General features: G+C 62.3%; 18 protein-coding genes and 2 pseudogenes. 8 read left to right on the forward strand and 12 right to left on the reverse strand.

Annotated features, from left to right (window positions below):
* The 4 genes from Sa4125_RS07400 to Sa4125_RS07415 form a co-directional block, all read right to left on the reverse strand.
* A complete protein-coding gene (locus Sa4125_RS07400) occupies positions 1–1842 on the reverse strand; it encodes a type I secretion system permease/ATPase (protein ID WP_224005433.1) in 1842 nt (613 codons plus the stop codon).
* Positions 1843–2036: 194 nt separating this feature from the next.
* Entirely contained in the window at positions 2037–3149 is a 1113-nt protein-coding gene (locus tag Sa4125_RS07405; protein WP_224005436.1) for an NAD(P)/FAD-dependent oxidoreductase, read from the reverse strand.
* 271 nt (positions 3150–3420) lie between these two features.
* Positions 3421–3801 (reverse strand): hypothetical protein, encoded by a 381-nt coding sequence (locus tag Sa4125_RS07410; RefSeq protein WP_224005439.1) that lies wholly within the window; start codon positions 3799–3801, stop codon positions 3421–3423.
* Positions 3802–3988: 187 nt separating this feature from the next.
* A complete protein-coding gene (locus tag Sa4125_RS07415) occupies positions 3989–5275 on the reverse strand; it encodes a calcium-binding protein (protein WP_224005442.1) in 1287 nt (428 codons plus the stop codon).
* Between the two features lie 793 nt (positions 5276–6068).
* Between Sa4125_RS07415 and Sa4125_RS07420 the strand changes: the two genes are divergently transcribed.
* Genes Sa4125_RS07420 through Sa4125_RS07430 form a run of 3 tightly spaced genes read left to right on the forward strand, consistent with a single transcriptional unit; the run spans position 6069 to position 8430 of the window.
* Positions 6069–6686 carry a hypothetical protein gene (locus tag Sa4125_RS07420; RefSeq protein WP_224005445.1) on the forward strand — a complete coding sequence of 206 codons (618 nt, stop codon included), beginning with the start codon at positions 6069–6071 and terminating at the stop codon, positions 6684–6686.
* A 20-nt stretch (positions 6687–6706) separates the two neighbouring features.
* Positions 6707–7741, forward strand: coding sequence for a phosphotransferase (locus Sa4125_RS07425; RefSeq protein ID WP_224005448.1), 1035 nt, complete (start codon positions 6707–6709; stop codon positions 7739–7741).
* Positions 7742–7767: 26 nt separating this feature from the next.
* Entirely contained in the window at positions 7768–8430 is a 663-nt protein-coding gene (locus tag Sa4125_RS07430; RefSeq protein ID WP_224005451.1) for a class I SAM-dependent methyltransferase, read from the forward strand.
* A gap of 60 nt (positions 8431–8490) precedes the next feature.
* Here the strand turns inward: Sa4125_RS07430 and Sa4125_RS07435 are convergent.
* From Sa4125_RS07435 to Sa4125_RS07445, 3 genes and pseudogenes are all read right to left on the reverse strand, one after another.
* Positions 8491–9681 (reverse strand): annotated as a pseudogene (locus tag Sa4125_RS07435) (IS5 family transposase); the annotation flags it as partial.
* Between the two features lie 8 nt (positions 9682–9689).
* Positions 9690–11090, reverse strand: a complete 1401-nt coding sequence (locus Sa4125_RS07440; protein WP_224007635.1) for an IS30 family transposase — start codon at positions 11088–11090, stop codon at positions 9690–9692.
* Between the two features lie 39 nt (positions 11091–11129).
* Positions 11130–11350, reverse strand: a pseudogene (locus Sa4125_RS07445) (IS5/IS1182 family transposase); the annotation flags it as partial.
* Between the two features lie 243 nt (positions 11351–11593).
* Here Sa4125_RS07445 and Sa4125_RS07450 point away from each other — a divergent pair.
* Positions 11594–13000 (forward strand): DUF2793 domain-containing protein, encoded by a 1407-nt coding sequence (locus Sa4125_RS07450; RefSeq protein WP_224007637.1) that lies wholly within the window; start codon positions 11594–11596, stop codon positions 12998–13000.
* Positions 13001–13248: 248 nt separating this feature from the next.
* Here Sa4125_RS07450 and Sa4125_RS07455 read toward each other — a convergent pair whose 3' ends face one another.
* The 5 genes from Sa4125_RS07455 to Sa4125_RS07475 all read right to left on the reverse strand — a co-directional run bounded on the left by Sa4125_RS07455 (position 13249) and on the right by Sa4125_RS07475 (position 20088).
* Positions 13249–15324, reverse strand: coding sequence for a sulfotransferase family 2 domain-containing protein (locus Sa4125_RS07455; protein WP_224005454.1), 2076 nt, complete (start codon positions 15322–15324; stop codon positions 13249–13251).
* Positions 15325–15697: 373 nt separating this feature from the next.
* Positions 15698–16591, reverse strand: coding sequence for a sugar nucleotide-binding protein (locus tag Sa4125_RS07460; protein ID WP_224005457.1), 894 nt, complete (start codon positions 16589–16591; stop codon positions 15698–15700).
* Positions 16592–16708: 117 nt separating this feature from the next.
* Positions 16709–17704: a TylF/MycF/NovP-related O-methyltransferase gene (locus tag Sa4125_RS07465; protein WP_224005460.1), complete on the reverse strand. Its 996-nt coding sequence runs from the start codon at positions 17702–17704 to the stop codon at positions 16709–16711.
* Entirely contained in the window at positions 17701–18639 is a 939-nt protein-coding gene (locus Sa4125_RS07470) for a TylF/MycF/NovP-related O-methyltransferase (RefSeq protein ID WP_224005463.1), read from the reverse strand. The genes Sa4125_RS07465 and Sa4125_RS07470 overlap by 4 nt, the downstream gene beginning before the upstream one ends.
* 240 nt (positions 18640–18879) lie before the next feature.
* Positions 18880–20088 carry an IS256 family transposase gene (locus Sa4125_RS07475; RefSeq protein ID WP_223998612.1) on the reverse strand — a complete coding sequence of 403 codons (1209 nt, stop codon included), beginning with the start codon at positions 20086–20088 and terminating at the stop codon, positions 18880–18882.
* Between the two features lie 259 nt (positions 20089–20347).
* Here Sa4125_RS07475 and Sa4125_RS07480 point away from each other — a divergent pair, with 259 nt between their 5' ends.
* From Sa4125_RS07480 to Sa4125_RS07495, 4 genes are all read left to right on the forward strand, one after another.
* Complete coding sequence (locus Sa4125_RS07480) at positions 20348–21208, forward strand: class I SAM-dependent methyltransferase (RefSeq protein WP_224005466.1); 861 nt, start codon at positions 20348–20350, stop codon at positions 21206–21208.
* Between the two features lie 146 nt (positions 21209–21354).
* Positions 21355–22404: a M23 family metallopeptidase gene (locus Sa4125_RS07485; protein WP_224005469.1), complete on the forward strand. Its 1050-nt coding sequence runs from the start codon at positions 21355–21357 to the stop codon at positions 22402–22404.
* Between the two features lie 146 nt (positions 22405–22550).
* On the forward strand, positions 22551–23243 hold the full coding sequence (locus Sa4125_RS07490) for a class I SAM-dependent methyltransferase (protein WP_224005472.1): 693 nt from the start codon (positions 22551–22553) through the stop codon (positions 23241–23243).
* A 119-nt stretch (positions 23244–23362) separates the two neighbouring features.
* On the forward strand, positions 23363–25219 hold the full coding sequence (locus tag Sa4125_RS07495; protein WP_224005475.1) for a hypothetical protein: 1857 nt from the start codon (positions 23363–23365) through the stop codon (positions 25217–25219).
* Positions 25220–25235: the final 16 nt, after the last annotated feature.

Here is a 25235-nt window from a genome sequence, read left to right on the forward strand (position 1 = left end):
CTAATCGTTGGCCGTGCTGGCCGACGGTCCGACGAGCGCGGGGGCGAACCGTGCCGAAACCACTTGATGGGGGGCATGCGCCTTCGGCGCGGCGACATTAGCTGCGGGCAGACCGGCGCCCTCCGCGGAACTGCCGGGCTTAGCCTTAGGAGCGGTCCTGCCACGCTCCGCCTGCCGCCTGACGACGTCGGCGCGAGGGCCGAAGTCTTCGATGGCGCCGTTGCGCAGCATCATGATCTTGTCGGCGAGATCCGCGATCTGCATGCGCTGGGTCACCACGACCACCGTGATCTTCTCCCGCTTTGCGCCTTCGAGCGCCCGTTCGAGGGCCAAGCTCCCTTCGGCGTCGAGGCTGGCGTTCGGTTCGTCCAGGATGAGCATGCGCGGCTCGCCGAAAAAGGCGCGGGCCAGCCCGATGCGCTGCCTTTGACCACCCGACAATTGCTGGCCCATAGGGCCGATGAGCGTGTCATATGCTTTGGGAAGGCCGAGGATCAGATCATGCACCTGCGCCTTCATCGCCGCACGCACGATCGACGCGTCGTCGGCTTCCTGGCTGAACCGCGCGATATTCTGTGCAACCGTTCCCGGCAGGAGGTCGACGTCCTGCGCGAGATAGCCCACTTGGCGGCCCAACTGGTCGCTCCGCCACGTGGTGATGTCGGCGCCGTCGATACGTACGGCACCGCCCCGCAAGGCCACGGCGCCGACGATGACGCGCGCCAGCGTCGACTTGCCTGCGCCAGAGGGTCCGACGATCGCCACGCACTGACCGGGCTCGATCACGGCGGAGATCCGCTTCAGGATTGGATCTCCACCGCTCGCATTCGCCGGAAAGACGACGACCTGCTGCAGTTCGATCCGCCCGAGCGGGACGGGCAGTGAGGTAGCGGGCGCCTCAACCGCGCGCGCGTCCAATGCCGCCGCGAGGCGTTTCCACGCCCGCCGCGTCTCGACGAAGCCCCGCCAGCCGGCAATGACCTGGTCGATCGGTTGGAGCGCTCGTCCGGATATCAGCGAAGAGGCGAAGATCATGCCGCCGGTCATCTCGCCAGCCAGGACGAGATATCCGCCATACCCCAAAATGGCGATCTGCAGGCCGAGCCGCAGAGCGCGCGAGATGCCGGCGAAGGCTGCGTTGCACTCCTCCATCCTTCCCTGACCAGCCAAAGCGAGCGCCTCGTCGCGGCCCCATGCGGCGATCACGTCACGGCGCATGCCCATGGCCTGGATGCTCTCGGCGCATCGCGCGAAGGCCTGGGCCGACAGCATCGACGCCATCACCTGATCGGCGGAGGCTCCGGCGACGCGGCTCGCCACCACCTGGTTGAGAAGGGCGATCAGCGTCAGGACCACCGCGCCGGCCAGGGCGAGGAAAAAGATATTCGGATGAATCAGGTAAAGAATGGCCATGAACAGGGGCACGAAGGGTATGTCCAGAAAAGCCAGGATCCCGCGGTTGGAAATGAAGCCCCGCACCGTCGTGAGATCGCGCAGGGGTTGCACATCGCCCAACGCCGCACGCGGTCCGTTCATGGAAGCAAGGAGCGCATCGGCGCCGCCGTCGACGTCCATCTGCGCTGCGATGCGCGAGGCGACTGCCGCCCGCAGCGAGTCGAGGACGGCAAGCAGCGCCAGCGCCGCGCAGGCAATGACCGAGGTGAAGATCAGGGTTTCGATGGAGCCCGAGGTCAGTACCCGATCGTACACCTGGAGCATGTAGATCGGCTGGACCAGCAGCAGGACATCGACGGCAAGCGTGAACCAGGCAAGCTTCGCGATCCCCGACCAGAAGATTGTTGCCAGGCGGTTTCTTGTCGGGCGTTCGATGCCTTTGGGCAAGCAGGGATCTTTCCACAATGCACTGTCGGGGCAGGGCGCTTTAGTCGACATGAGGGTGCCGCAAGGTAGCCACAATTGGCTGTCTTCGGCAAGGTTGTGGTTCTAAAGGTCCGGGCTCGTCGACCGCGTAGCGTGGCGACTGAAGACGATACACGTCACGGATATTGCCGGCCTTTGGAACTTCGGACGTGGGCTCAGCTTGCCAGAGTTACGACCCTTTCGGCAATCGAAAGACTGGCGGTAAGGCCCGGACTTTCGATGCCGAAGAGGTTGATGACCCCCTGGACGCCGTGTGTCTCCGGTCCCTCGATGGCGAAGTCGGCGGCAGGCTGGCCTGGGCCGGACAGCTTCGGCCGAATTCCGCTGTAGGCGGGCGACAGGCCGTCGTCGGGCAGTCCAGGCCAGTACCGCCTGATCTCGTCGTAGAACGACTGTCCCCGCTGCGGGTCCACCCGGTAGTCGATGGCCTCGATCCACTCCACGTCCGGTCCAAAGCGCATCTGGCCGGCAAGGTCGAAGGTCAGATGCACGCCCAGTCCGCCGTCGACAGGAACTGGATAGATCAACCGGGAGAAGGGCGAGCGCCCGCCGGCCGCGAAATAGTTGCCCTTGGCCATGTGCAGGCAGGGCACGGCAGTGGATGGAAAGCCTTCGATGGCTTCGGCGATCCGCTGGGCCTGCAGGCCACCGCAATTGATGAACAATGCGGTCGCCAGCTCGAAGACATCGGTGTCGCCGCGCTGCCGCGTCGCGATGACGACCGTGCCATCGGGCCTGATCCTGCCGCCGTCGACGACCGTGTCAAAGACGATCTGCGCTCCCGCATCCTCCGCGTCGCCCTGCAGCGCCAGCATGTAGCCATGGCTGTCGATGATTCCCGTCGACGGTGACAGCAGGGCCGATTGGGCACGAAGTGCCGGTTCCATGCGGCGCGCGTCACTAGCATCGACGAGAGCCAGATCCTCCACACCGCAGGCGGCTGCCGATGACCTGATGGCCTCGAGCCTGACAACCTGGCTTGCATCCGTCGCAACGATCAGCTTGCCGCATCGCCGATGCGCGATCCCGCGCTCGCGCGCATAGGCATAGAGCCGCTCCCGTCCGTCGACGCAGAGCTGCGCCTTGCTGCTTGCGACGGGATAGTAGATGCCGGCATGAATGACTTCGGAATTGCGCGAGCTCGTCTGCGATCCAATGGAATGCTCCGGCTCGATGATCAGGACCTCGCGGCCGGCTTGCGCCAAGCCACGCGCCACGGCCAGCCCGATGACGCCGGCGCCGGCGACGATGCAGTCGACACGATCCATGATACTGGCTTGTCCTCACAACTCCCTGCAGAGGTTCTATCGTCGAAACGCCGATTGCTCCAGTGGGTGCCATGGCGAAAGCGCCGGCTCGATTCCTAAAGGCTCCCGAATCCGCCAGCCGCCTGATCATGACGCCGACGCGGTTCAAAGGTCACCGCGCCGCTTTGAGATGAGGTGCTTTTCGGAGGTATTGCTGTCTCGGTCTCGCAACCCGTTCGGCGCATACGTGACCCAGGAGAGGTGGGCCGTCTGAGGCGGCTCGGCGGCTTGGCTACGAAGCGAGAACCGAAACAATGGCGGCGGCTTTTTGGGCAGGCGGAATTTCTTCCGGATAGTCCCGTCCACCCCAATCGGCGTTAGCTCCCGCTGAGAACCGCCGCAGGAGCAGAGCGGCAAAGGGATCGGTCGGCGATCGTTCAGCGAGCCAGGCTTTCGAAATCCTGATGGTAATGGTCCGCTCCGACGCTTGGAAACGCATGGGCGGCATCGCAAACATGCTCTTCAGCTTCGATAGCATGGACACGGCTCCCAGCATCCTCGCGACTTCGTATTCCGCTCGTTGCGGCCCATCCTCGACAAACGCCACCGGGACTGGTGCCTTCCTCATGGCGATTGCCGGCGAGCGCATAATGGCTTTACGAATGACGTCCATCGCGTCCATTACTGCGGGCCTCGCCGCCAAGACAACGCGACCGGGGTCCTCTTGCTGAACTCGGCGATGGTATCAACGAAGACAAGCTCGCGTCGTCAGGCAGTCAGGTTTTCAGTTAGTCGGAAGAGCCGCGGCATGTGACTTCCGCGGCTCTATGAGGAAAGGCTGTCGTTGGTTTCTGGTTGTCCTAGAAAAAGTTGAAATCATCCGCGGTGAGGTTTGCCAGCGAGAAGAACTTGAGGACGATCTGGTCGCCCTGACCCGCGTCGATCAGGACATCGCCGCCAATCTGCTGCGCTGCGGCGATGGCGGCATTGGCGTTGGCGAAGATCGTCGTCGAGATCTGCAGCTTGTCGACGCCGTTCTGGAAGTCGAAGATCTGGTCGATGTCGAAGCCACGCTGCGTGTACTGGAAGCTGTCGGCAGCGCCTTCCCCGAAAAGGTAGTCGTTGCCGGCTTCGCCGCGCAGCGTGTCGCCGCCTTCGCCGCCGCGGAGCGAGTCACCACCCGCGCCGCCCCACAGGGTGTCGTTGCCGCCAAAGCCGAAGATCGAGTCGGCGCCGTCGCCGCCATCGATGGCATCGCTGTAGTTTACGACGCCGGGATCGTCGCCGTAGATGAGGTCGTCGCCTTCGTTGCCGGAGAGCGAGTCGCTGTCGGCGCCGCCATTGATGAGGTCGCCGCCAGCCTCGCCCCAGATGATGTCGGAACCGGCATTGCCGGACAGCGTATCGTTTCCGGTCCCACCCGTTACGTTGTCGGACTCGGTGCCGGCAACGACCTGATCGTTGCCGCTGCCGCCCGTAATGGCATCCGCGCCGGCACCGCCGTCGATGAGGTCACTGCCGTCCCCGCCAATCAGGGTGTCGCCACCGCCCTGGCCCGAGATCCGGTCGTTGCCGTCGCCACCGTCGAGATAGTCGGCCGCGTTGTCGTCGGCAGCGCTGCTGCCGAGGCTCGAGTTGATCGATCCTGCCAAGGGCGCGTCGTTCGTGCCATTATGGGTATAGTTGATGGTGAAGGAGTATTCGTCAGGCACGGGGGATGTCGCGTAATTGCCCCAGATCTGGTCATCGTGGTCGCCACCGAATATCGTGTCGGCGCCTGTACCTCCCTGTAAGTAGTCTTTACCGAGACCGCCGAAAATCTGGTCTCCTCCCGCTTCGCCGTTGACATAATCCGCGCCATTCTGCGCGTAGATCAGGTCGTCTCCCTCTCCGCCCAGGATCGAGTCGGCATCAAGAGTTACATAGGAGCCTTCAAATCCGTCGGTATAATAATCGCCGAATATGATGTCATTGCCGCCGATAGCCCATATAATGTCTTTATGCCATCCTCCTTCGATGTAATCAGTGCTGCTCGAAGTCCAGATAAAGTCATTTCCGTTGTATCCGTATACTAAAACTGGACTTCCGACATTGAATATCTCACTGTTGCCGGTTCCGGTATAGACTGTACGAGTGGACGTTGCCATTATAGTCTCCCATGGTGATGGCTGTAATCAATCTTATGAACAGGTACATCGGCGAGCCGGAGGCATCCGCTTCGCCATAGACCGGCGGGGCGATGCGCGTGAGAATTTTGCGGCCAAAAGCCCTCTGTGCTCCATGGTGTCATCTGATGACGCAGAAGCAGGGGGAGCGTATATTGTAAAGTGACGAAGGGGAAGTAGGAAAAAGGCCGGCTGTCCTGGGCAATTGGAGAGCTTGGAGTCGCGGAAACGCGGTTTCCAGATAATATCGTATCGAAATCACAGACTGCGGGCATCTGCGACAGCTGTCACCAGGCGTTGATGAGGTAGGTTCTTGCCTTGTCGAGTATCGAAGCATGTCTCGCGCCGCCATCGACGCGATGGCGGCCGCCAGGCAGTGCAACCGCGGACAGTGACGACGGCTTGAGACGCTGAGCCCGTTCGCGCTCGGACTTTGAACCAACGACGGAAACCCCCAGCTCGTGTGACGGCGGGGGATATTCCCGATCGCTGAGCTGAAATCCGGGGCGCGGGCTTGCCGCTCGGTCGCGATATTGACAGGGACGAAGCTTCGACCGTAACTGCCGCCAATGTGGAAAGCCCCTCCTTGTAAGGTGCTTGCCAGCAGGACGGTGCCACATCGCGTTGATCAGGACATCGCGTTGACCAGGGGCGGGCAAGAGGTCGCCCCGGGCAGGCCCCGGGACAGGTTTGCACAGGCGGGTCGCGCTGGTGACGTCCGCAGATCCGACGGCAGCAAATCCGTGGATCAGATGAAGCGACGGGGGCAGGCACGATGCGCATTGGAATCGACTTCGACAATACTGTCGCGTGTTACGATGGCGTCTTCTACGCTGCCGCGCTGGAAAAAGGTCTGATCCCGCCCGAACTAGGGCGGGGGAAGAACGCCGTGCGCGATTACCTGAATGGTTCGGGCCGCAAGGATGACTTCACGGAACTGCAGGGGTACGTCTACGGCGCCCGGATGGACCTTGCCGCTCCCTATGACGGCTTTGCCGCCTTCGTCGCAGGCGCTCGCAGGAACGGCCACGAACTCTTCATTGTCAGCCACAAGACGCGCCATCCCATTCTCGGGTCGCGGCATGACATGCATGATGCCGCCCGCGGCTTCCTCGTCTCCAACGGTCTCGTCGGCGAGACGGCGGTTCCCGCCGGGAACGTCTTTTTTGAACTGACGAAGGAAGAGAAGGTCGCCCGCGCCGCGACGATCGGCGTCGAGGCATTCATCGACGATCTTCCCGAAATCCTGGCCATGGACGGGTTTCCGCACGGCGTGAAGCGCATCCTGTTCGATCCGCATGGCGCCCATTCCGGTGAAGCCTCGCGCGCTGGATGGCAACACGTGACTTCTTGGAACCTCGTCGACACCGCCCTGACCGGGGCGGCGGCGTGAGCCAGGGCGGTGCCGCCGGCATGACGGAATCTCTCTCCGGGTCCTTGGAAAGCGGTCCACGGCACATCGCCGAACGGCTGGTCGAAAAGGCCGGGTTGCCCGCGGTGGCGGAAATTGGCCGACTGACGGGCGGAAAAAACAACCAGGTCTTCCAGGTGACCCTCACCGACGGCAGTCTCCGGGTTCTCAAATGTTACCACGTCGATGCGCGAGATGATCGGGATCGGCTGCGTGCCGAATGGAGCTACCTGAACTACGCCTGGGAACGAAAGGTTCGCAACATACCCGAGCCGATCGCTTGCGACCCGTCGCACGCCGCAGGCCTTTATGGCTTCGTGGCTGGACGCAAGCTTGCCGCCGCCGAGATCGACGCGGCCGCCGTCGCCGCCGCCGCTGCTTTCGTTGTCGCCGTCAACGCAGCACCCCATCGACCGGAGGTCCTTGATGCGGGTTCCGAGGCCTGCTTCACGATCGCCAACCATTTGGCCACGGTCGATCGACGCGTGGCGCGCTTTGCCGATATCGATGACAGTGCGCCCCAGGCCGAGGAAGCCCGGCGCTTCGTCGCCGATCGATTGAAGCCGTCATGGCAGAGGGTGAGGGGCGAGATCGTCCGGGATATCGGGCGGGAGGGACTCGACCCCGAGGCAAAGATCGCCCGGCCGATCGTCTCGCCTTCGGATTTCGGCTTCCACAACATGCTGTGCGACGATCTCGGCCATTTGTCGGTGATCGACTTCGAATATGCCGGTCGCGACGATCCGGCCAAGCTCGTCTGCGACTTCTTCTGCCAGCCGGAAATTCCGGTGCCGATCCAGTTTTTCGATACTTTTGCCGATCAGATCGTGCGCGAGCTTGGTCTGCCGACCGAAGACCGGCGTCGATGCGCCATCCTTCTCGACGCCTACAGGATCAAGTGGGTCTGCATCATTCTCAACGAATTCCTGGCGCTCGGATCGAGCCGGCGCGCCTTTGCCGATCCCGGCGCGCGCGCCGAGCGCTGCCGCCGCCAACTCGAACGCGCCGGCCAGCGTCTGGCGCTCGTTGCCCGTTGACCTACCCATGACTCCTGGAGCTTTTGATGCCGTATCGTGATTTCGTCAGCCTGGTCCACAAATCCACGACGCGCGACTATCTCGCGCGCGTGACAGAGCGCGACAAGGCGGAGGTCGCCGACCTCGCGCTGGAATGGGCCTACGACTATTGGGACGGCTCGCGCCAGACGGGCTACGGCGGCTACAAGTACGACGGCCGCTGGCGCAAGGTCGCCGACGCCATGGTCGCGGCCTACGGGATCAAGCCCGGAATGCGCATTCTCGACGTTGGCGCCGGCAAGGGCTTTCTCCTGCACGATCTTCTGGAGGCGGTGCCCGGTGTGGAGGTACACGGCATTGATATCTCCGGCTACGCGATCGAACATTCGATGGAGTCGGTGAAGGCGAGCATCGTGGAAGGAACCGCGGCAAAGCTTCCTTTCCCGGATGACCACTTCGACCTCGTCATCTCGATCAACACCCTTCACAACCTCTACGTCTACGATCTCTTCGCGGCCTTGTGGGAAATCGAGCGGGTGTCGCGTGGGGCAAAATACCTCTGCGTGGAGGCGTACCGCAACGAACGCGAGAAGGTGAATTTGATGTATTGGCAGTTGACCTGCCGTGCATTCCACACGCCGCAGGAGTGGGAGTGGATCTTCGCCGAAAGCGGCTATCAGGGCGACCACGAGTTCATCACCTTCGAGTAGCCTGTCCAACTGCGCGGCCATCAAGCGCCGCGCAGTTCCCTGGTCGCCCGTGAAGTTTGACTACCTATTCATCTGAGCATCATCGTGGGCGATGCCCGTTTGCAATCGCAATCGGGGTTTTTCTTTATCCGGCGGGGGTATGGCGGGGCCGACGAAGAGCGTCTGGATGAAGGCACGCCAAATGGCTGCGAACCAGCGCAGGAGAAGGTGGAAGTTGTAGCCGGCGGCGGCGAGGACGGCGTTGCTCCGGTCGCCTTCGGGGCCTTTGAGGGGGTTGCGGTCCATTCGATGGTCGGCCTTGAGATGGCCGATGACGGGCTCGACGGCGGCGCGGCGCTTCATCTCGCGCTTGATGGCCCTTGTGGTGTGGCGGACCTGGCCGGTGACGAAGACGCGCAGGCGGTTGGGGTGATTGTGGCCGCGATAGCCGCGGTCGACATGGATGCGCTTGACCTCGACGCCGGTGATGCTCTCCATCTCGGCGACGACAGGGCCGAGGGTGTGGCCGTCGAACGGATTGCCGTGCAGGGCCTTGGCATGGAGGACGAACTGGCCGCCCCTGGGCTTGGTGGCCGGGGTGGCGACGGAGACCTTGCAGCCGAACTCGTAGGGCTTGTGCGCCTTGCCCTTGCCGATGCATTCGACCTCGGGCGCATGCAGCGAATAGACCTTCGGCCCGCGCTGGCGGTGCTTCTGGTGCAGGAGCCGCATCGACAGCGACAAGAGCCCGGCGAAGCGCTCTTCCAGGCCGGCGTTTCCGGCGGTTTTGCGGCGGATGTCGCGCATCAGGCGGCCGAGCCGTGTGCGCAGGAATTTGAGCTGCCGGTTGGCCCGCTTGAACTGCTTGGCATGACGATAGCGCCCGACCATGATCGCCGCCCGCTTGGCAAGCCGGACATAGCTCTGGCGCAGGGCAAGGCCGTTCTTTCGGGCCAGCGCCCCCAGCTTGACGATCGCCCGGTGCAGCAGCCTGGCATCGGTCGGATGGGCGATCGCCTTTTCCTGCACGGTCGTGTCGACGACGACGCGCTCGAGATCCTTGCCCTCGATCGCCCCGCTGCGGTGGGCGACCGACAGGCTCTCCTGCAAGAGTGCCGAAAGCCGCTCCTCGCCGAGCCGCTGACGCCAGTGCGTCAGCGACGAGCGATCAAAGCTCAGCCTGTGGCGGAAGGTCTCCTCGCCGCAGAAGAACTGGAAGTACGGGTTTTCCACCCAGCGCGCGCACAGCGCCTCGTCGGACAAAGAGTGCATGGGCGGATTCAAACGGTCGTCGCAACAGGGTTCGTTTCTGTTTTCTTCAGCCATCCGTCAAGAGCTTCAGCGGGGCTTTTCCAGCCGAGAGTCTTGCGCGGCCTGGCGTTAAGGGTCGCAGCCACGGCGGCGAGCGTTTCGGCGCTGTGGGCGCTGAGGTCCGTACCCTTCGGGAAGTACTGGCGCAGCAGCCCGTTGGTGTTCTCGTTGGTGCCGCGCTGCCAAGGGCTCCGCGGATCGCAGAAGTAGATCTCGACGCCCGTATCAATCTTGAGCGTGGCGTGCTGGGCCATTTCAGCGCCCTGGTCCCAGGTCAAAGACCGTCGAAGTTCTTCAGGCAGTGCTACGATGGTGCGGGCGATTGCATCACGAACAGCCTCGGCGCCATGCCCGGCGAGCGCGGGACCATTCTTGGCTCGCGGCCCGTCACCGTGGCCCTCAAGCCGGGGGAGATGCAGCAGCATCGTGAAGCGGGTCGTGCGTTCGACGAGCGTGCCGATCGCCGAGCTCTCCAACCCGAGAATGAGATCGCCTTCCCAGTGTCCCGGAACTGCCCGATCGGATGCTTCGGCCGGGCGTTCGCTGATCATTATCTCGGGCGACACGAAGCCTTTGCCTCTTTGACCAACTCGCGCCCGCGGCGTCCGCAGCGCCCGCCCCGTGCGGAGGCATGCCGTCAATTCACGGCGCAGCTCACCACGACCCTGGATGAAGAGCTCCTGATAGATGGCTTCGTGACTGATGCGCATCCCCTTGTCATTGGGAAAGTCGACGGTGAGACGGTTGGCGATCTGCTCCGGGCTCCAAGCCTTCGCCCATCGTCGATCCTTGCGCTGGCCATGCCGACGGCTCTTCCAGGGAACAGTCGGGCCGGGAATGGCAACACCCTTCGGCGCCGTGACCATTCCGGCGAGCCGCTCCTCGACATAGGTGCGCAAAGCTGTGTTGAGAGCAAGCTTTGTGGCTTTCGGTCGCCGACCTGATCGCTCCGCATGCCACTGAGCGGTCGTCGCTCGATACTCCAGGCCGCCGCCGCGTGTCGCAGCGTTGCGCCGTAGCTCTCGAGAGATCGTCGAAGCGGCTCGACCAAGTCGGCGTCCGATTTCCTGCCTGGAAAGGCCTTTGACACGAAGAAGCGCAATCTCCTCACGCTCGGCAAACGCGAGATACCGCCCGGACAACGGCTTGGCCGAAGACCTGAACATCGCTGGTGGCATGCCGCCCGCCTTTCGGAACCAGCGAGCGCCGACGGGGGCCGACATGCCCGCCGAGACAGCAGCATCATCGCTGCTCATCCCCATGGCAATACCGGACCAGAACCGCTGGAGCTCGGTTCGTGAGGCCAATGGTGGCCGTCCTGGTGACAGCATAGGCGCTCGTCCCGACCGATGTGATCGCCGTCTCTTCATGTCCATCGCAACCTCCTTGGTTCAGGCGTTGCGACGACCGATTGAATGAAAGATGTGCTTGAGGATCAAAAGCCCTGCCATCAGCCGGACCGGCAGCGGCGGCTGGCCGACGCCGGCATGATGCACCGCGCCAAAGCGCCTCTCGACAAAGGACCAGTCGATCTCCTGGCAAGCCGCACCAGCGGGTGCCCCATGTCGATGATCTCGCACAGCGCCGGCAGGAACAGGTCTCGATGACGCTCATCCCGCGGTTTGGACATCGTCCCTGCCTCCGCTGATCGCCTGGAGAATCGGACCATGAACCGCCGAAAAAGGGAATCCGGAATCGCAAGAAATCCAGGCTCAAACCCCAGCTTTTTTGCAAAATCGGATACTTGCCGAATACGAAAAACCGTGGGGGATCAAACAGTCAGAGATCGTTCACGGACGACGAGGAGGCCGACGTGGACAACACGCCCAATTTTTCCCTTCCCTACATCGCGCCGAGCCAGGCGCAGAAGCATGTGACGCACAATGAAGCGCTTCGCATGCTCGACATGGTCGTGCAGATATGCCTCGCCACGCGAGGAGGGGCCGAGCCCCCGGCCATCGTCGAGGAGGGTGAGTGCCATCTCGTCGGTTCCGGGGCTTCCGGCGCATGGGCGGGGCGCGAGGGCCAACTCGCCGCATGGCAGGATGGCGCCTGGATCTTCCTGGCGCCACGCTGCGGTTGGCAGGCCTATGTGGCGGACGAAGACGTTCTCGTCGTCCACGACGGCGATAACTTTCGTCCTGCGCATACGATGGTCGGTGGCGACGTTGCGACCCTCGGCATCAATCAGAGCGCAGACCTGGCCAATCGCCTGTCGGTCGCCTCTGCGGCATCGCTGTTCAATCACGCGGGCAGCGACCACCGGCTCAAGATCAACAAGGCCGGAACCGCCGATACGGCCTCGACGCTTTTTCAGTCCGGTTTCCAGGGGCACGCCGAGATCGGACTGGCGGGGCGAAACGACTTCGTCGTCAAGGTTAGCGCCGACGGAATAGACTGGGTTGAAGCGCTGAGCGTCGACGCGCAGACGGGCAGCGTCGCGATGCCAGCGACCGCGCTCGGGGAGGACATGCTGGTGAACAGTGGGTTTTCCGTCAACCAGCGCGGCTTTTCCGGGGGTTTGTTGGCAGCAGGAAAGTTCGGCTTCGATCGCTGGAAGAGCGGCAGCGCAGGCGCATCTCTGACCGCTGCGGCGGGTGTCGTCACTTTGAGTTCCGGGTCAATCGTCCAGACAGTGGAGCGCGGGATCTGGCCGGAAGGCGATACTGCGACCATGACGGTCTTCGTCGCCGATCTGGCCGGCGGTTCGCTGGAAGTCACCTGCGGAACGGCCTCCGCCACGATCACGCCGGGTGCGGGACTGTCGGCGGTCACGGTCGCGCCGGGGATGGCACCAAATCTCGCAGTGTCGCTTCGCCCGATCGGTCCGCCGGTAACGTTCACACGGGTCGGCCTGTTGGCGGGCGCCAGGCGATTTTCCCCCCGGCAGCGAACCCTCGCCAGCGAGGTCGAGCTTTGCCGACGATACTATACCAAGGGCTACGACAGTGGCGTCGCTCCCGCCGACGGCGCCGGGGGCCCCGGATACAATCTCGGCATCTGCTACACGGCCGGAACGATCGCGTCCCAAAGAGTGGTGCTGGCACCGTTGATGCGCGCTGTTCCCAGCATCTCCTTCTTCGCGCCAAACACGGGCAATTCTGTCATCAGCGCCAGATGGCAGGCCTATGGCCCCGGCATTGCCTATGGCAATGCCGCCTCGATGTCGCTGGCCGAGGTCAGTTCCGGTGGCTTCACCACCAACATCGCGTTCACTGGCGCCTTGGCGGGTAGCGCCTACCTGCTGTGCGGCGGCTGGAGTGCGCAGGCAGAACTCTAGCCGCCGGGCGGCCCGGCGAGCCCGTGCTTGGGCGCGGGACGCGAACGGTGTGGCGACGGGGTATCGGGCGCGACCGGACCCCAGAGCTACAAGGCGATCGACCAGATTTGCCTGAAACGCCATATCCGCTCGCCGCGCCGGAGAGTGTGAGGACCGGATCTCACCTTCGCCAGCACTTTCGCGCCCTGCACTCTCACGCTGGAGCGAGTTGCTGTCTGCGGTGGTACGTATCGATGCCCGTCTGCCGCTCAAGGCGTGTGCGCAGCCGCCATTTTCTGCGCGGCGTTATAGAGTTCGATGTCTCCGGCATTGAGTTGTTCGATTCGCTTGATCACGTCCGGCTCGATCACCGAACGGTCGAGCCTATCCATGGTGCGGTTGCGGTGCATTTCCTGACCCTCGAAAGTGAAGTCGAGAACCCGTCCAAGCCGGGCGATGTCGCGATCGAATGTTTCGACGAAGCCGATGAAATCGAACGTGGCGAGGTGGCGCAAGGCTGCGTCGACGATCACTCGCCGGTCGGGGTCACGAGGCGCGCGATAATCCGATCCTAGTGCGTGACACTGGTGATCGATGGTGAACATCGAGACGGAGGGCATATCGCACTGCAAAAAATCCGAGAGCGACAGGCTTTTCGCCATCATGGTTGCGCTGTTCGGATCGTCGACAGCGGCGGCCTCACGCAGATAGTAATACGAGGAAAGTACGCGATCGATTGGATCACGCAGGAATGTCATCAGGAAAAGGGGTTTCCGCAGTTTTTCTAGATGAACTGCGCAGAAGTGCCCGAGTATGAGCCCATAATCCTCGAATGCCTCGCGCGGCGTGGCGTCGAAATCGTGCGGCATACCGTTGAAAAACGGCACCTCCGGCATGGCGGATTTCAGGAGGTGGTGCACGCTCGTGCCAGCGCTCTTGCCGATGTGCAGGAATGCTATCTGGCGCGAGCGCTGAGAGGCCGGCACGCCCGACAATGACCGATATCGGTTGGCCAGTGTCTGCACCGGCATTCCGCCGACATGGATCTGGCGCTCGCGCAATTGCCGTAGCTCGGCATTCAGCGCAGCGTTTTCGCCCCGCAGCGCCGTTGCCATCTCTTCCGCCTGCTCCGCCCGCTGGTCGATAACGGGTTCCGACGACGGCGGCGGGCCGTCCGATGCCATGCCAACGGCGATCTGGGCCTGAAGCCGACCGAGCTCGGCACGGAGAGCATGGTTCTCCGTGCGGATGCTCTCGACGACGGCTTCGGCATCGGTGGCGCGCTGGTGCAGCTCTGCCTTGGTTCCGGAGATCGATCCGGCACTTTCCAGTTCCGCTTGGATTTGCCGCTGCAGCCGGCCGAGTTCCGCTTTCACCAAGTTATTTTCGGACACTACCGCGGCGACGACACGCTCGTATTCCGTCACTCTCCGCTGCAAGTCTGCACGCACTTCGGCGACTTCGGCATGCCGAGCTAGGTTTTCGGCTGCGATTACCGCGTCGGGCAGGGGGCTCGGGCTGCGGACGGCGGGGGGAAGCGTAGTAGACGGCATCGTCCCGCGGCCGCCACCAAACTGCCTCAGTGCTTCCTGGTAGACGATCATGTCGGCCTGATTGTAGCGCTCGATCAGCTCGCGCGTTTTTGCATCCAGCTCCGCGACGCCGGGACGTGACGCGGCCTTCTTTTCATGGGCAAGGACGGGCGCAGCCGCACCGAATATGGCTGCCAGACGCGCGGTATCGGCCTGGATTGTATCGAGGAAGCCGACGAAGTCGAAGCCGTCGAGATGTGACAGGGCGAGATCGGCGAGTTCGCGGACTGGCATGACCCGCGGCGCACGCCAGTCGCTGGCAAGGGAGTAGGCCTGCGTATCCCGCGAGAAGCGAATGCAGTCGGGCTCTTCACTGGCGACCCAGTCTGCCAGAGATAGCCGATGCGCCAGTTCCACCGGCGCCGAATTGCCCGGGAGGTCCGGCAGGGCGCGCAGGAACTCGTACATGGATACGACACGGTCCATCGGTTCGCGCAGAAAGGTCAGCAGAAACGGCCGGCGAAATTTTCGAACGTGGTCGTAGGAGAAATGCCCCATCAAGAGGCCATAGTTCGCCAAATTCTCCGACGTCATCGCGTCGTATTTCGTCTCGTCGAGATTGCGAAGCGGAACGCCCGGCATCATCGACGTCAGCGCCCGCTGAATACTTGTCCCGCCGCACTTCATGATGTGAAGGAACGCCACCTGCCGCGACTGCAGGGGAGGCGGAACGCGCATCTCGCTGTTCACACGCATGCGCCAGAGAGCGGCCTCGGCCTCATAGCGGTCGCGCTCGGCCTTCAGTTCGGCCACCGTTTGCGCCTCGCTTGCGACAGCACCCGGGGCCTCGTCCCTAGCCACGCCAAGCGCAGAAGCATGTCGCGGTGTGTCTGGCGATCCAGTGTAAGTCATGTCGGGCTTACTCTCCGGCCCTTCTGCACCGTCCAGTGGGTCGTGGGGTGCGAGCGCCTCCGGTTTTCTCATGCGACCCTGCCCAATCGCGCTTTTATCTGCCCATTTCCAGAATTGAATCTGTCCGGCACGAGAGATGGAATTGAAAAGCTGTCGCAATTATATTTTCCGAACCACGATGATGTAAATGACAGGAAGGAGGCATCGCCGGGATCCTGAGCCGCATCCGGATGCTGCCCTTGAGGGATGCGGATTGGATCGACGCCGATAGCGTCTAGATGCTCCCGCGCCGGCTCTCGGCCAAGGCTATCTCGCCACAGACCTGAGCCATGCTCCGAAGGGGAGAGACAGGCGCGGCCTGCAGTTTGCGGGTCGACAGCGATGTGTCCAGGGGGCGCGCCTCGAGGAAGGGGAAGTCGCCGAGGTGAGCGCGCTCCAGCTTCGCAGCTATCGGTCCGTCCGCTCGTGCGAGCGCGTCGACGAGAAGGGCCGCCAGATCGTAGCGGCTCAACGAGGTCGGCCCAGCCACATGGTAGATACCGGTGCTGCCGAGATCGGCCAGCGCGACCATGACTGCGGCTATGTCGTCGACATGTCCCGGCGTGATGATCTGATCGACGGCGCAGCGCATGGTGCGCCCGGCCTCCATGTCCTCGAGCCACTGGCCGAGCACGCTATGGATATTCCGATCGCCGCTGACGATTTTGGATGACCGGCAGATTAGCCATGGCTCGCTGCGGGTTTCGAGCCAGGCTTCCACCTCGCTCTTTTGGCGTCCATATTCCGTCGTGGGAGAGCGGACTTCATCTTCCGTCCGGTCCCCCTTCGTGCCGTCGTAGACGTAGTCCGTCGACATGAAGACTGGCACAAGGCCGCGGGCAAAGCATTCCGACATAAGCGCCACATTGCTGTCGACGTTGATCTTGCGTGTCGCGGCCGGCTCGCGGGCGCACAATTCCGGGTTGATTGCCCCATAGAGAAAGAAGACATGCCTGAGGTCTGTCGGAAGGACATCCTCGATGTCGGCGAGGCGGCTGCTTTCGGCGCGAAAGCCGATGCCGCCGGAGAAGGCGGAGCCGGCATAGGTGCCGACGCCGCGTCCGCCGAGAGTGTGCAGGAGCCGGCGGCCAAGATAGCCCGACCCGCCGACGACCAAAGCTGATTTCATATTCAGTGTCCTGCGATTACGGGCAAATGCGGGCGAGATGGTATGGGAAGCGTCGAAATCACACGGCCGATGACGCCGCAATCCGGCCCCCGAAGGTTTGGCGGGCGAAATGTCCGCCTAGCCGTGGGTCTTGATGGCAATGCGACCAGTATAGTCGACACGCATCAACATAATCGGCACGTTGTGCGCCTGAAGATATTCGTCGATTGCCTGCTTGGCGCCCTTGAAATGTCCATAATCGTCGATGATCAGGATCCCGTTGGGGACCAGTCGCGGAAAGAGATGCTCCATCTCGTGGACCGTCGACGCGTACCAATCGGTGTCTAGCCTCAGGATCGAAATCTGCTCGGGTGCATGCTGAGGGATGGTCGTCTCCACCATTCCCTTCACATAGCGCAGGCGTTCCTCCGGATAGCCGGTCCGCCGCATGTTTTCCTTGACCTCGTCAAGATGCGCGCGGGCCCAGTCGCTGGCCTCCTCGGAAACCTTCTTTGTCTCCCACCACTTCTTGGCGTCGTGTCCCCAAATATCGACGTCCTCTGCCGACGGCTCGGGGAGACCCTCATAAGTATCGAACAGGTGGATCGTCCGCTCGCCGCCAAACAGCTGTAAAGCTTCTGCCGCAACCATCATGCTGCCGCCCCGCCAGACGCCGCATTCGACGATGTCTCCCGGAATACCGGCCTTTTCGATGTACTCGACGGCCTTGAAAAGGCTGTACATGCGATCGGGCGAGGTCATCGAATAGGAACGGCACCGCGTATAGATCGGCGGAAAGGCCTCATCCATGTCGGCGAGGCCAAGTTCCTTCTGATAATGCGCGCTGGCTGCCTGATGGTCATATTCCGGCTCTGGTTCAGGCGCTGCCGGTTCCGCCGCTACCGGAGAGATGGGCGGAGGCGCCACGACAGGAGCCACCTCCTCGACAACGGGCTCGCTGGGCACTGCGGCGTGCGCTGGCTGAGCCACTGGCTCGGCAACGGCCGGGGGAACAGAGAGGAGCGCCGTATATGCCGTCTCCTTGTCGAGGAGGTCGCGCACTCGCCGCTGCGGCACGATATCGAAGCCTCGGCTTTCGACCGAGCGGCGCACCAGACGTTTCAGGAGGTTCATTCGGGGCTCCCGCGATAATTGTGGACGACAAAGCGTCGGGCGAAAATGCCATAGGTCCCGTCGTCGGAATACTCGATCCCATACCGTTCGACACAATCGCGCCAGGCGCGTCGCTCACCGAACTGCGGGTCCGCGCGGTTGCAATTCCAGTCGTCGAAATAGATGAGCGCGCCCTTCTGAACCATTCCGCGAGAGAACAACCCGTCGAGGACGTCCATCGCGGAACTGTAGAGATCGCTGTCGACGTGAAGCAGCGCAAAGCGCAGGTCACCCGGCAACGCCGGAACCGTATCTGAAAACCACCCGGAAACGATCTCGAACCGATCGGCCGCAAGATGTGCTCCGACCATGCGCCTCAGTTCGTCCGGGGAAACGCCGTGGCAGGAACCGGGCGACCAGACATTGTCTTTGACATGCGGCGACTGCGCGTCGACGCTGTCCTTTTCGGACGCGGGAAGGCCAATGAAACTATCGAAGAGATAGAGCTTTCGCGGCGCGTGCTTATACGCCGACACCGCGTAGGCGAGCGTCGAGTCGCATGATGCGATAGCGCGCGCGATCCCCGTCGCGGTGCGTCCGGTCATGGTGCCGAACTCGGCGATGGCGCCATCCACGTCGTAGCCATAAATGGCGGCAATGCCCTCGGACATCGCGTTGATCGCTGCCTGTGTATGAAACGCGAAAGGATCGCCGGTCCCGTTCCAACCGCTCATGGCCGTAAGCGGGGCGTAACTTGCGAGCCGGCGCGCGAGCGCAGCTTCCTGCTGAACCACGAACGCTCCCTGCGCACTCGCGATCCTGGCATCTACCGAGGCGTGAAGGCGTTTACGCAAATATTTCAGCATTTTAATTTCGATCTGCAGGGCTTTAGAGTTGTCAGCGCGCGTCGCTGGGAAATACATGCACCATCGACTCTGGATGAGCAAGATTGCCACGGCAATTCCATTGACGCCGCGTCACGGCCCTTTGGCCCGCGCGCAACACGGCACAGGTATTGCTCCGAATGGCCTCGATACACCACCTTTCTCTGCCCAGCGGGCAACGCTGCCTTCGGTAGGAGCGATCTCCACAATTGCGCCCGTCGCAAGGCTGACTGTCGCGCGGTCGGTAACGTGTTTCGAAGGTCGTGTCCGTCAACGTGGTGGAAATTGGGGTGTAACTGAAGCGGCTCGGTTTCAGGCGGCTGCGGTGGAAATACGTACGGTTTCGGGCTTGGTGCTGTTGGACATGAGTTCGGCCATGGGTTCGGTCTGCATGTAGCGGTTTTGCGTCTGCCATTCGTCGTTGGCCTCGAGGAGGACGGCGCCGATGAGGCGGATGATGGAGCCCTCGTTCGGGAAGATGCCGACGACATCGGCGCGCCGCTTCACCTCCTTGTTCAGGCGCTCCAGGGAATTGGTCGAATGGATCCGGGTCCGATGCTGACCGGGAAAGTCCAGATGCGCCAGCACGTCGGTCTCGCTGTCGTCGATGAAGCTGCCGAGCTTGGGACACTTTCCCCGGAGCTGGTCGGCGACGTGGCGCAGCGCCTGGGCCGCGCCGGCGCGATCGGGTTGGATGAAGGCCTGGCGCAGGGCCGCAGCCGCCATGCTTTGCTGCGCCTTCGGGACATAGGACAGGGCGTTGCGCATCCAGTGGACGCGGCAGCGCTGCCAGGAGGCGCTGAACACCCGGCGGATGGCGGCCTTCAGCCCTTCATGGGCATCCGATATCACGAGCTTCACGCCGGAAAGGCCGCGGCGCACGAGGCTCTTGAGGAAGGTCGACCAGAAGGTCTCCGCTTCCGAGGGCCCGATGTGAAGGCCGACGATCTCGCGCTTGCCGTCGGTGTTGACGGCGACAGCGATTATTGCCGCCACCGAGACGATACGGCCGCCTTCGCGCTGCTTCAGGTAGGTCGCGTCGAGCCAGAGATAGGGCCAGTCGCCGGTGAGCGGGCGATCGAGAAAGCCGCCGACGCGGTCGTCGATATCTTTGCACAGCTTCGACACCGTGCTCTTGCCGATCCCCGACAGTCCCATGGCCTGCACCAGATCGTCGACGCGACGCGTGGACACGCCGCTGATCCAGGCCTCCTGGATGACCGCGACAAGCGCCTTCTCCGAGAGCTTTCTCGGTTCCAGGAACGGCGGAAAGTAGCTGCCTTGTCGAAGCTTGGGGATGCGAAGCTGCAAGGAGCCAAGCCGGGTATCGAACGAGCGGTCCCGGTAGCCGTTGCGATAGGTCGCCCGTTCCAGGGTGCGTTCATGGCGCCCGGCGCCGATCATGCCCTCCACGTCGGCCTCCATGAGAAGCTGCATCACGCTCTCGGCTATCGTCCTCAGGAAATCGCCGTCTCCGGCTTTTGCCAGAAGCTCGGCAAGCGGTAATCTGTCCTCGGTCATCGGGTGCTCCGGTCAGGTTGAAGTCTCGCAACTCCACCTTAGCCGGCCAATCCGGTGGCCACCTCCGTCGCACCATCTGAGATCCGAGTTTCCACCACCAGCGCGGACACTACCTGTTTCGAAGGCGGCACCGTTGGCGAGGAGGAAGCTTTGTCGTAGCGCGCACCCGCACGAGACTCTGCCAGATGGAATGGCTGCTTGCGTGCCTTAGGCAACGCTTATAATCCTGCCTCAGGATTGGGAAACGCAAAGGTCGTCAATGATCGGATTTGGGCATGTCCGCTACCTGTCGGAGCGGGGGTATTTGGGGCCTCACAGTCGGCTCCTCGACATCGGGTCACAAAATCTCCTGAACCTTTCACGCGAAGACGTGCAGTGGTTCGTCTACAAGCATGGTGGAGCAATTATGCCCGAGGCGGCGGAACAATTGGCGTCGGCGGCCTCCATCCAGCCGGGGAAGGCGACGCTCTACCTCTCCGAACTCATGGTCCATACCGACATCACGTACGGCTCGTACGATGTGTGTCCGGGGATCGAAACGACGATTTTCGACCTGAACACGGACGCCGTTCCCGAAAAGGAAAAGGGTACCTTCGACGTCGTTCTGAATATCGGAACGACGGAGCATGTTCTGCACCAGTTCAACGCGTTCAAAGTGATTCACGAAGCGGCGAAAGTCGGTGGCATCATCATGCACCAGGTGCCGGAGGCCGGTTACACCGGTCACGGTTATTTCGCCTACCGCCCCCAGTTCTTTCGCGATCTGGCCGAGGCGAACGGATACGAGATCCTCGACATCTGGCACAACAACTCAGGATACGATGTCCTCTCCGAGGAGGTCGATTTCCGCGATCCTTACCGGCCAGGGGTGCCGGCCAGCGGTGCGGAGACCCACCCGCTGACGGTCGTCAACTACAACCTGAACGTTGTCATGAGAAAGACTGCGGACAAAACGTTTCGATGTGGGCTGGAACTGGCGACGTCGCATGCTGCCGTCGATCCCGCCGTTGCAGGCCGCTATGCACAGGCCGGCGTCGGCAGGGAAGGCAGGGCCCCACATGCGGCGGAGAAGGGATTCATGTCGCGCTTGGCCAATGCCTTCCGTCGCTGGCGTAGGTAAGAGTTCAGTCATCGCGCCGTCGCCCCGGCACCTTATATCGAAACGTCAGCCGGGATCTGCACGAGAGGAATAGTCGACTTGCCCGAGATTTGGGATGGCGCCACGGCGAGGCTCGCAGGCGGGCTTTCGGAGGAGAGGGCCGGAATGTGCAATCCCGCCCGCCGCAGGTCATGGCGCATCTGCCGACCATGAGGCCGGATGGACGGCTCTTGGCAGCAGCGGCGATGGCCATCGTTGCGACGGCCGGCATCGCCTCGGCCCAAGCCGTTCCTCGTGACTTCGGCCTGCCGGTGTCCTGCGACTTCGGCGTTGACTGTTTCGTTCAGCAACTCCCCGACATGGACCCGGGTCCGTCGATCATCGATCCCTTCTGCGGTCCGTCATCGTACGATGGGCATGATGGCATCGACATCCGCGTCCGAAGCCTTGAGGACGTGCAGCGCGGGGTCGCCGTCTTGGCGGCCCGTGACGGCAGGGTCCATGCGCGGCGGGATGGCGAAGAGGATGTGCTGATTAGAAATGACGGCGATCGAGGCCGTATTGCAGGCCGGGAGTGCGGAAACGGGATCGTCCTGTCCCACGCCGATGGCGCCGAGAGCCAGTACTGCCATTTGAAGCGTGGCAGTGTGCTGGTCGGCACCGGTGATGCTGTTGCCGCAGGACAAAAGATCGGGGAAATTGGCTATTCCGGCCTCGCCGAATTTCCCCACGTACATTTTTCCGTTCGGTTTCGGGGGCGCAAGTACGATCCCGTAAGTGGTCGCCCCCTGGATGCAGGGTGTACAGGCAAGGGAGCGCTGTCCTCGGGGCTGTTCAAGCCTGAAGCCGCCGGGATGCTTCCGGTCGACTTGACGGCCGTGCTCGGAATGGGGCTGACAGGACAGCCCCTCGATCACGATTCCTTGGCCGTCAATGGACCGCTTCCCGGACTCAGTCTGGACGCGGACGCGACGCTCGCATGGGGATGGTTTATCAATCTTCGCAAGGGAGACGTTATCCGCGGCCACCTGCTGGCGCCGGACGGTGCGGTCTTTTTCGAAGGCGAAAACGCGCCGCTCGACCGCAACAAGGCGACGTATTCCTGGTACGCTGGCCGCCGGCAGCCGCCGTCCCCCGGGCTTTGGAAAATAAAAATGAGCATCTTGAGGGACGGCGCCGAGGTCCTTAGCGAATCAAGGATAGTTGATGTTCAATAGGCACTTATGCTTACTGCCTACTTCTGAGGCATCATCGCCGCCGCTCGGGCTGGGTGCGCATTTGCCTTCACGCACTTCTTCGATCGTTGCCGCCATTCGGCAAGGCTGCTATCAGGGGCCGACATTAGAAACCGTTGAGGATCAGCATGCAGAATGACGCAACGACCAAGGAACCGCAGTATGAACTGTTGTTCCGTGTCAAGGAGAAGCATGGGATCACGCGACTTGGCCTGATGGTCAACGAGTCCTGGAACCAGGATCCGAAGAGAACTCTGTTCACGCTCTCGCGGTATAAGTTTGTCTCGCGGATGCTTCAGGGGCGAAAGAATGTCCTCGAAGTTGGGTGCGCCGATGCCTTCGGCACGCGTATCGTTCAGCAAGCGACGGAAAAGGTTACCGCTGTCGACTTCGACCCGCTGTTTATTGCCGACGTAAATGAAAGAATGGATCCGCACTGGCAGTTTGAAGCCCGCATCCATGACATGCTGGAAGGCGGTCCCGTTCCCGGAGACTTCGACGCGGTCTATGCGCTTGATGTCCTTGAGCACATGCAGCCAAGCCAGGAAGATCTTTTCTTAAAGAACCTCGTCGGCTCCATCACCGCCGAAGGCGTCGCCGTGGTCGGCATGCCGTCGCTCGAGTCACAGACCTACGCCTCGCCACAGAGCAAGGCCGGCCATGTCAACTGCAAGACGGGCCTTGACCTCAAGTCGACTATGGAACGCTACTTCCACTCGGTGTTCATTTTTTCGATGAATGACGAGGTAGTCCATACCGGGTTCTATCCGATGGCCCATTACATACTGGCGCTTTGTGCGCACCCGAAGACCGGAGCCTAGGAGTAGAGATGGGTATCGGTCCGCATGCAATCAAGCTAACCCGCATCATCCGCGAGTCCGGCCTTCTCAAAGATGGCTTTTCTGTCATCGAGCTGGGGAGCCAGGATTTTGCGCCAACGATGCCGGCCGCACGGAAGATGATCAAGGCCGAATTCGGCTATGATAATGTCGACGACATCAGCGCACCTGTGGAACTCTACAGGAAAATGGGCGCGGCCCGATATGATTGCATCGACCTGGATGGCCATCGCGGCGCCCATGTGTTCGATCTGAACCTTCCGCTGGATGAGGCCTACGGGTTCACGGACACGTTCGATTTCGTCACCAATCACGGGACGACCGAGCATCTGTTCAACCAGATGGTCGCCTTCGAAAACGTCCACAAGCTTGCCGCCACCGATGGCCTGATCCTGCACGCGTTGCCGTTCCAGGGTTACCAGAACCATGGCATGTTCAACTACAATGCCTCTCTCTTTCTCGATCTGTCGATCTCGAACGATTACGAAGTCTTCGGCCTCTTCCTGAGCGTCGACGACAAGCTTTTTGCCTATGACGAGGACTTCCTCAGCCGCAACAATATCTCGACGACATCTGACGTCCTGATCATGGCGGTCATGCGCAAGACCGTCGATCGGCCGTTCGAGGCCCCCTACGACGGCCGTTACTTCCGGATGCATGGCAAAGGCGACGTTGCGCCGCTGGAGAGTGTCGGATCGACGCGCCGGTTTGGCGGGCGCGAGTTCACCTTCACCGGTCTCGACGACGAGAAAAGCCTGAGCGAGGACGGAGGGACTGAAGAAGAGGCGGCTGACCAGCCGGTCACTCAGTTCCTGACCCCGATCTGGGGCATGGCCTATGTCGAGCGCTATCTGAGCGTCACGCTCCCGTCGCAGCTGTCCAAGGGAAACCTTCAGGCGTATGCGGATGAGCCGGCCGTCTACACCATCGTGACCCAGGCGCCTGAAATGGAGGCGATCAAGGCCTCGCCGCATTTCAAGACCCTCAAGGCGCTGATGCCGGTCGAGTTCGTGATGCACGAGCCGCTTGACTCCGAGCACGCCTACGTCCGCATGACGCGCTGCTACAACATCGGTTTGAGCCACCACCGGGGAAGAAGCGCGTGTTTCTTCCTCACCGCCGACGACTACTATTCCGCGTCGCTGTTCAGCATGGCCAAAAAAGCGGTCGCCAGCGGCAAGCGCGTCGTGATGGTGCCAACCATTCGCGTCGTGGCCGAGAGCTTCGAGGCCGAACTCCTGAGCAATGACGAGATCCATCTCGAGGCGCCCGACGTCGTCGGCATGATGCTGCGCCACGAGCATCCGATGATCACGGCCTGCGTCGTCAACAATCTGAACCGCGACTATCACGAACTGCCGTCGCAGACGATCTACCGTCTACCGAACGGCTATATCGGCCGGTGGAACGTCATGCATCCGCTTGTCGTCGTTCTGCCGACCAATCCCAAGCCGATCCGCTCCACGGTCGACTGGAACTATCCCGCGCTCTACGTCAGCAAGGCGGCGGATATCCACATCGTACGCGACTCCGATCACGGGGCGATCGCCAGCCTGACGGAATGGCACTACGACCAGGACCGGCCCGTTCGCCGCAACGCGGCGCGCTGGCGGCGGGTTCGGAATCTGAAGGACTGGATAGACACGGGGTGGCCGATCAACTTCCATCTGCTCCAGATGGACGAACCGGTCCACATCCATGCGGGGCCGCGGGATCCCGGTGCGGATGCCGGCATGCGGGCGGTCGATGCGGTTTGGAAGCCGTTCCGGCGCTATGTGGTCAAGCATGAGACCTTCCTGCCGCCGGCGACGAAGGGCTTCACCCTCTATCTGCTGACGCCGGCAGTCCAGGCCTCAAAGGTCGGGCTCTTCTTCCGGCGCATTCGGATTGTCCGTCACCGCAAGATGAGCACGCTGAAGCAACGTGTCTACCAGTCGCTGATGAACCGGTTTCGCTGAATAACGAGGACAACAG

Origin of the sequence: Aureimonas sp. SA4125, from assembly GCF_019973775.1 — a bacterium.
Lineage (GTDB): Bacteria > Pseudomonadota > Alphaproteobacteria > Rhizobiales > Rhizobiaceae > Plantimonas.

Bases quoted from the DNA above. Each gene is read 5' to 3' on its own strand.
- Sa4125_RS07405 (WP_224005436.1), bottom strand. From the start codon at position 3,149: ATGGATCGTGTCGACTGCATCGTCGCCGGCGCCGGCGTCATCGGGCTG.
- Sa4125_RS07410 (WP_224005439.1), bottom strand. From the start codon at position 3,801: ATGGACGTCATTCGTAAAGCCATTATGCGCTCGCCGGCAATCGCCATG.
- Sa4125_RS07415 (WP_224005442.1), bottom strand. From the start codon at position 5,275: ATGGCAACGTCCACTCGTACAGTCTATACCGGAACCGGCAACAGTGAG.
- Sa4125_RS07420 (WP_224005445.1), top strand. From the start codon at position 6,069: ATGCGCATTGGAATCGACTTCGACAATACTGTCGCGTGTTACGATGGC.
- Sa4125_RS07425 (WP_224005448.1), top strand. From the start codon at position 6,707: ATGACGGAATCTCTCTCCGGGTCCTTGGAAAGCGGTCCACGGCACATC.
- Sa4125_RS07430 (WP_224005451.1), top strand. From the start codon at position 7,768: ATGCCGTATCGTGATTTCGTCAGCCTGGTCCACAAATCCACGACGCGC.
- Sa4125_RS07440 (WP_224007635.1), bottom strand. From the start codon at position 11,090: ATGAAGAGACGGCGATCACATCGGTCGGGACGAGCGCCTATGCTGTCA.
- Sa4125_RS07460 (WP_224005457.1), bottom strand. From the start codon at position 16,591: ATGAAATCAGCTTTGGTCGTCGGCGGGTCGGGCTATCTTGGCCGCCGG.
- Sa4125_RS07465 (WP_224005460.1), bottom strand. From the start codon at position 17,704: ATGAACCTCCTGAAACGTCTGGTGCGCCGCTCGGTCGAAAGCCGAGGC.
- Sa4125_RS07475 (WP_223998612.1), bottom strand. From the start codon at position 20,088: ATGACCGAGGACAGATTACCGCTTGCCGAGCTTCTGGCAAAAGCCGGA.
- Sa4125_RS07480 (WP_224005466.1), top strand. From the start codon at position 20,348: ATGATCGGATTTGGGCATGTCCGCTACCTGTCGGAGCGGGGGTATTTG.
- Sa4125_RS07490 (WP_224005472.1), top strand. From the start codon at position 22,551: ATGCAGAATGACGCAACGACCAAGGAACCGCAGTATGAACTGTTGTTC.
- Sa4125_RS07495 (WP_224005475.1), top strand. From the start codon at position 23,363: ATGCCGGCCGCACGGAAGATGATCAAGGCCGAATTCGGCTATGATAAT.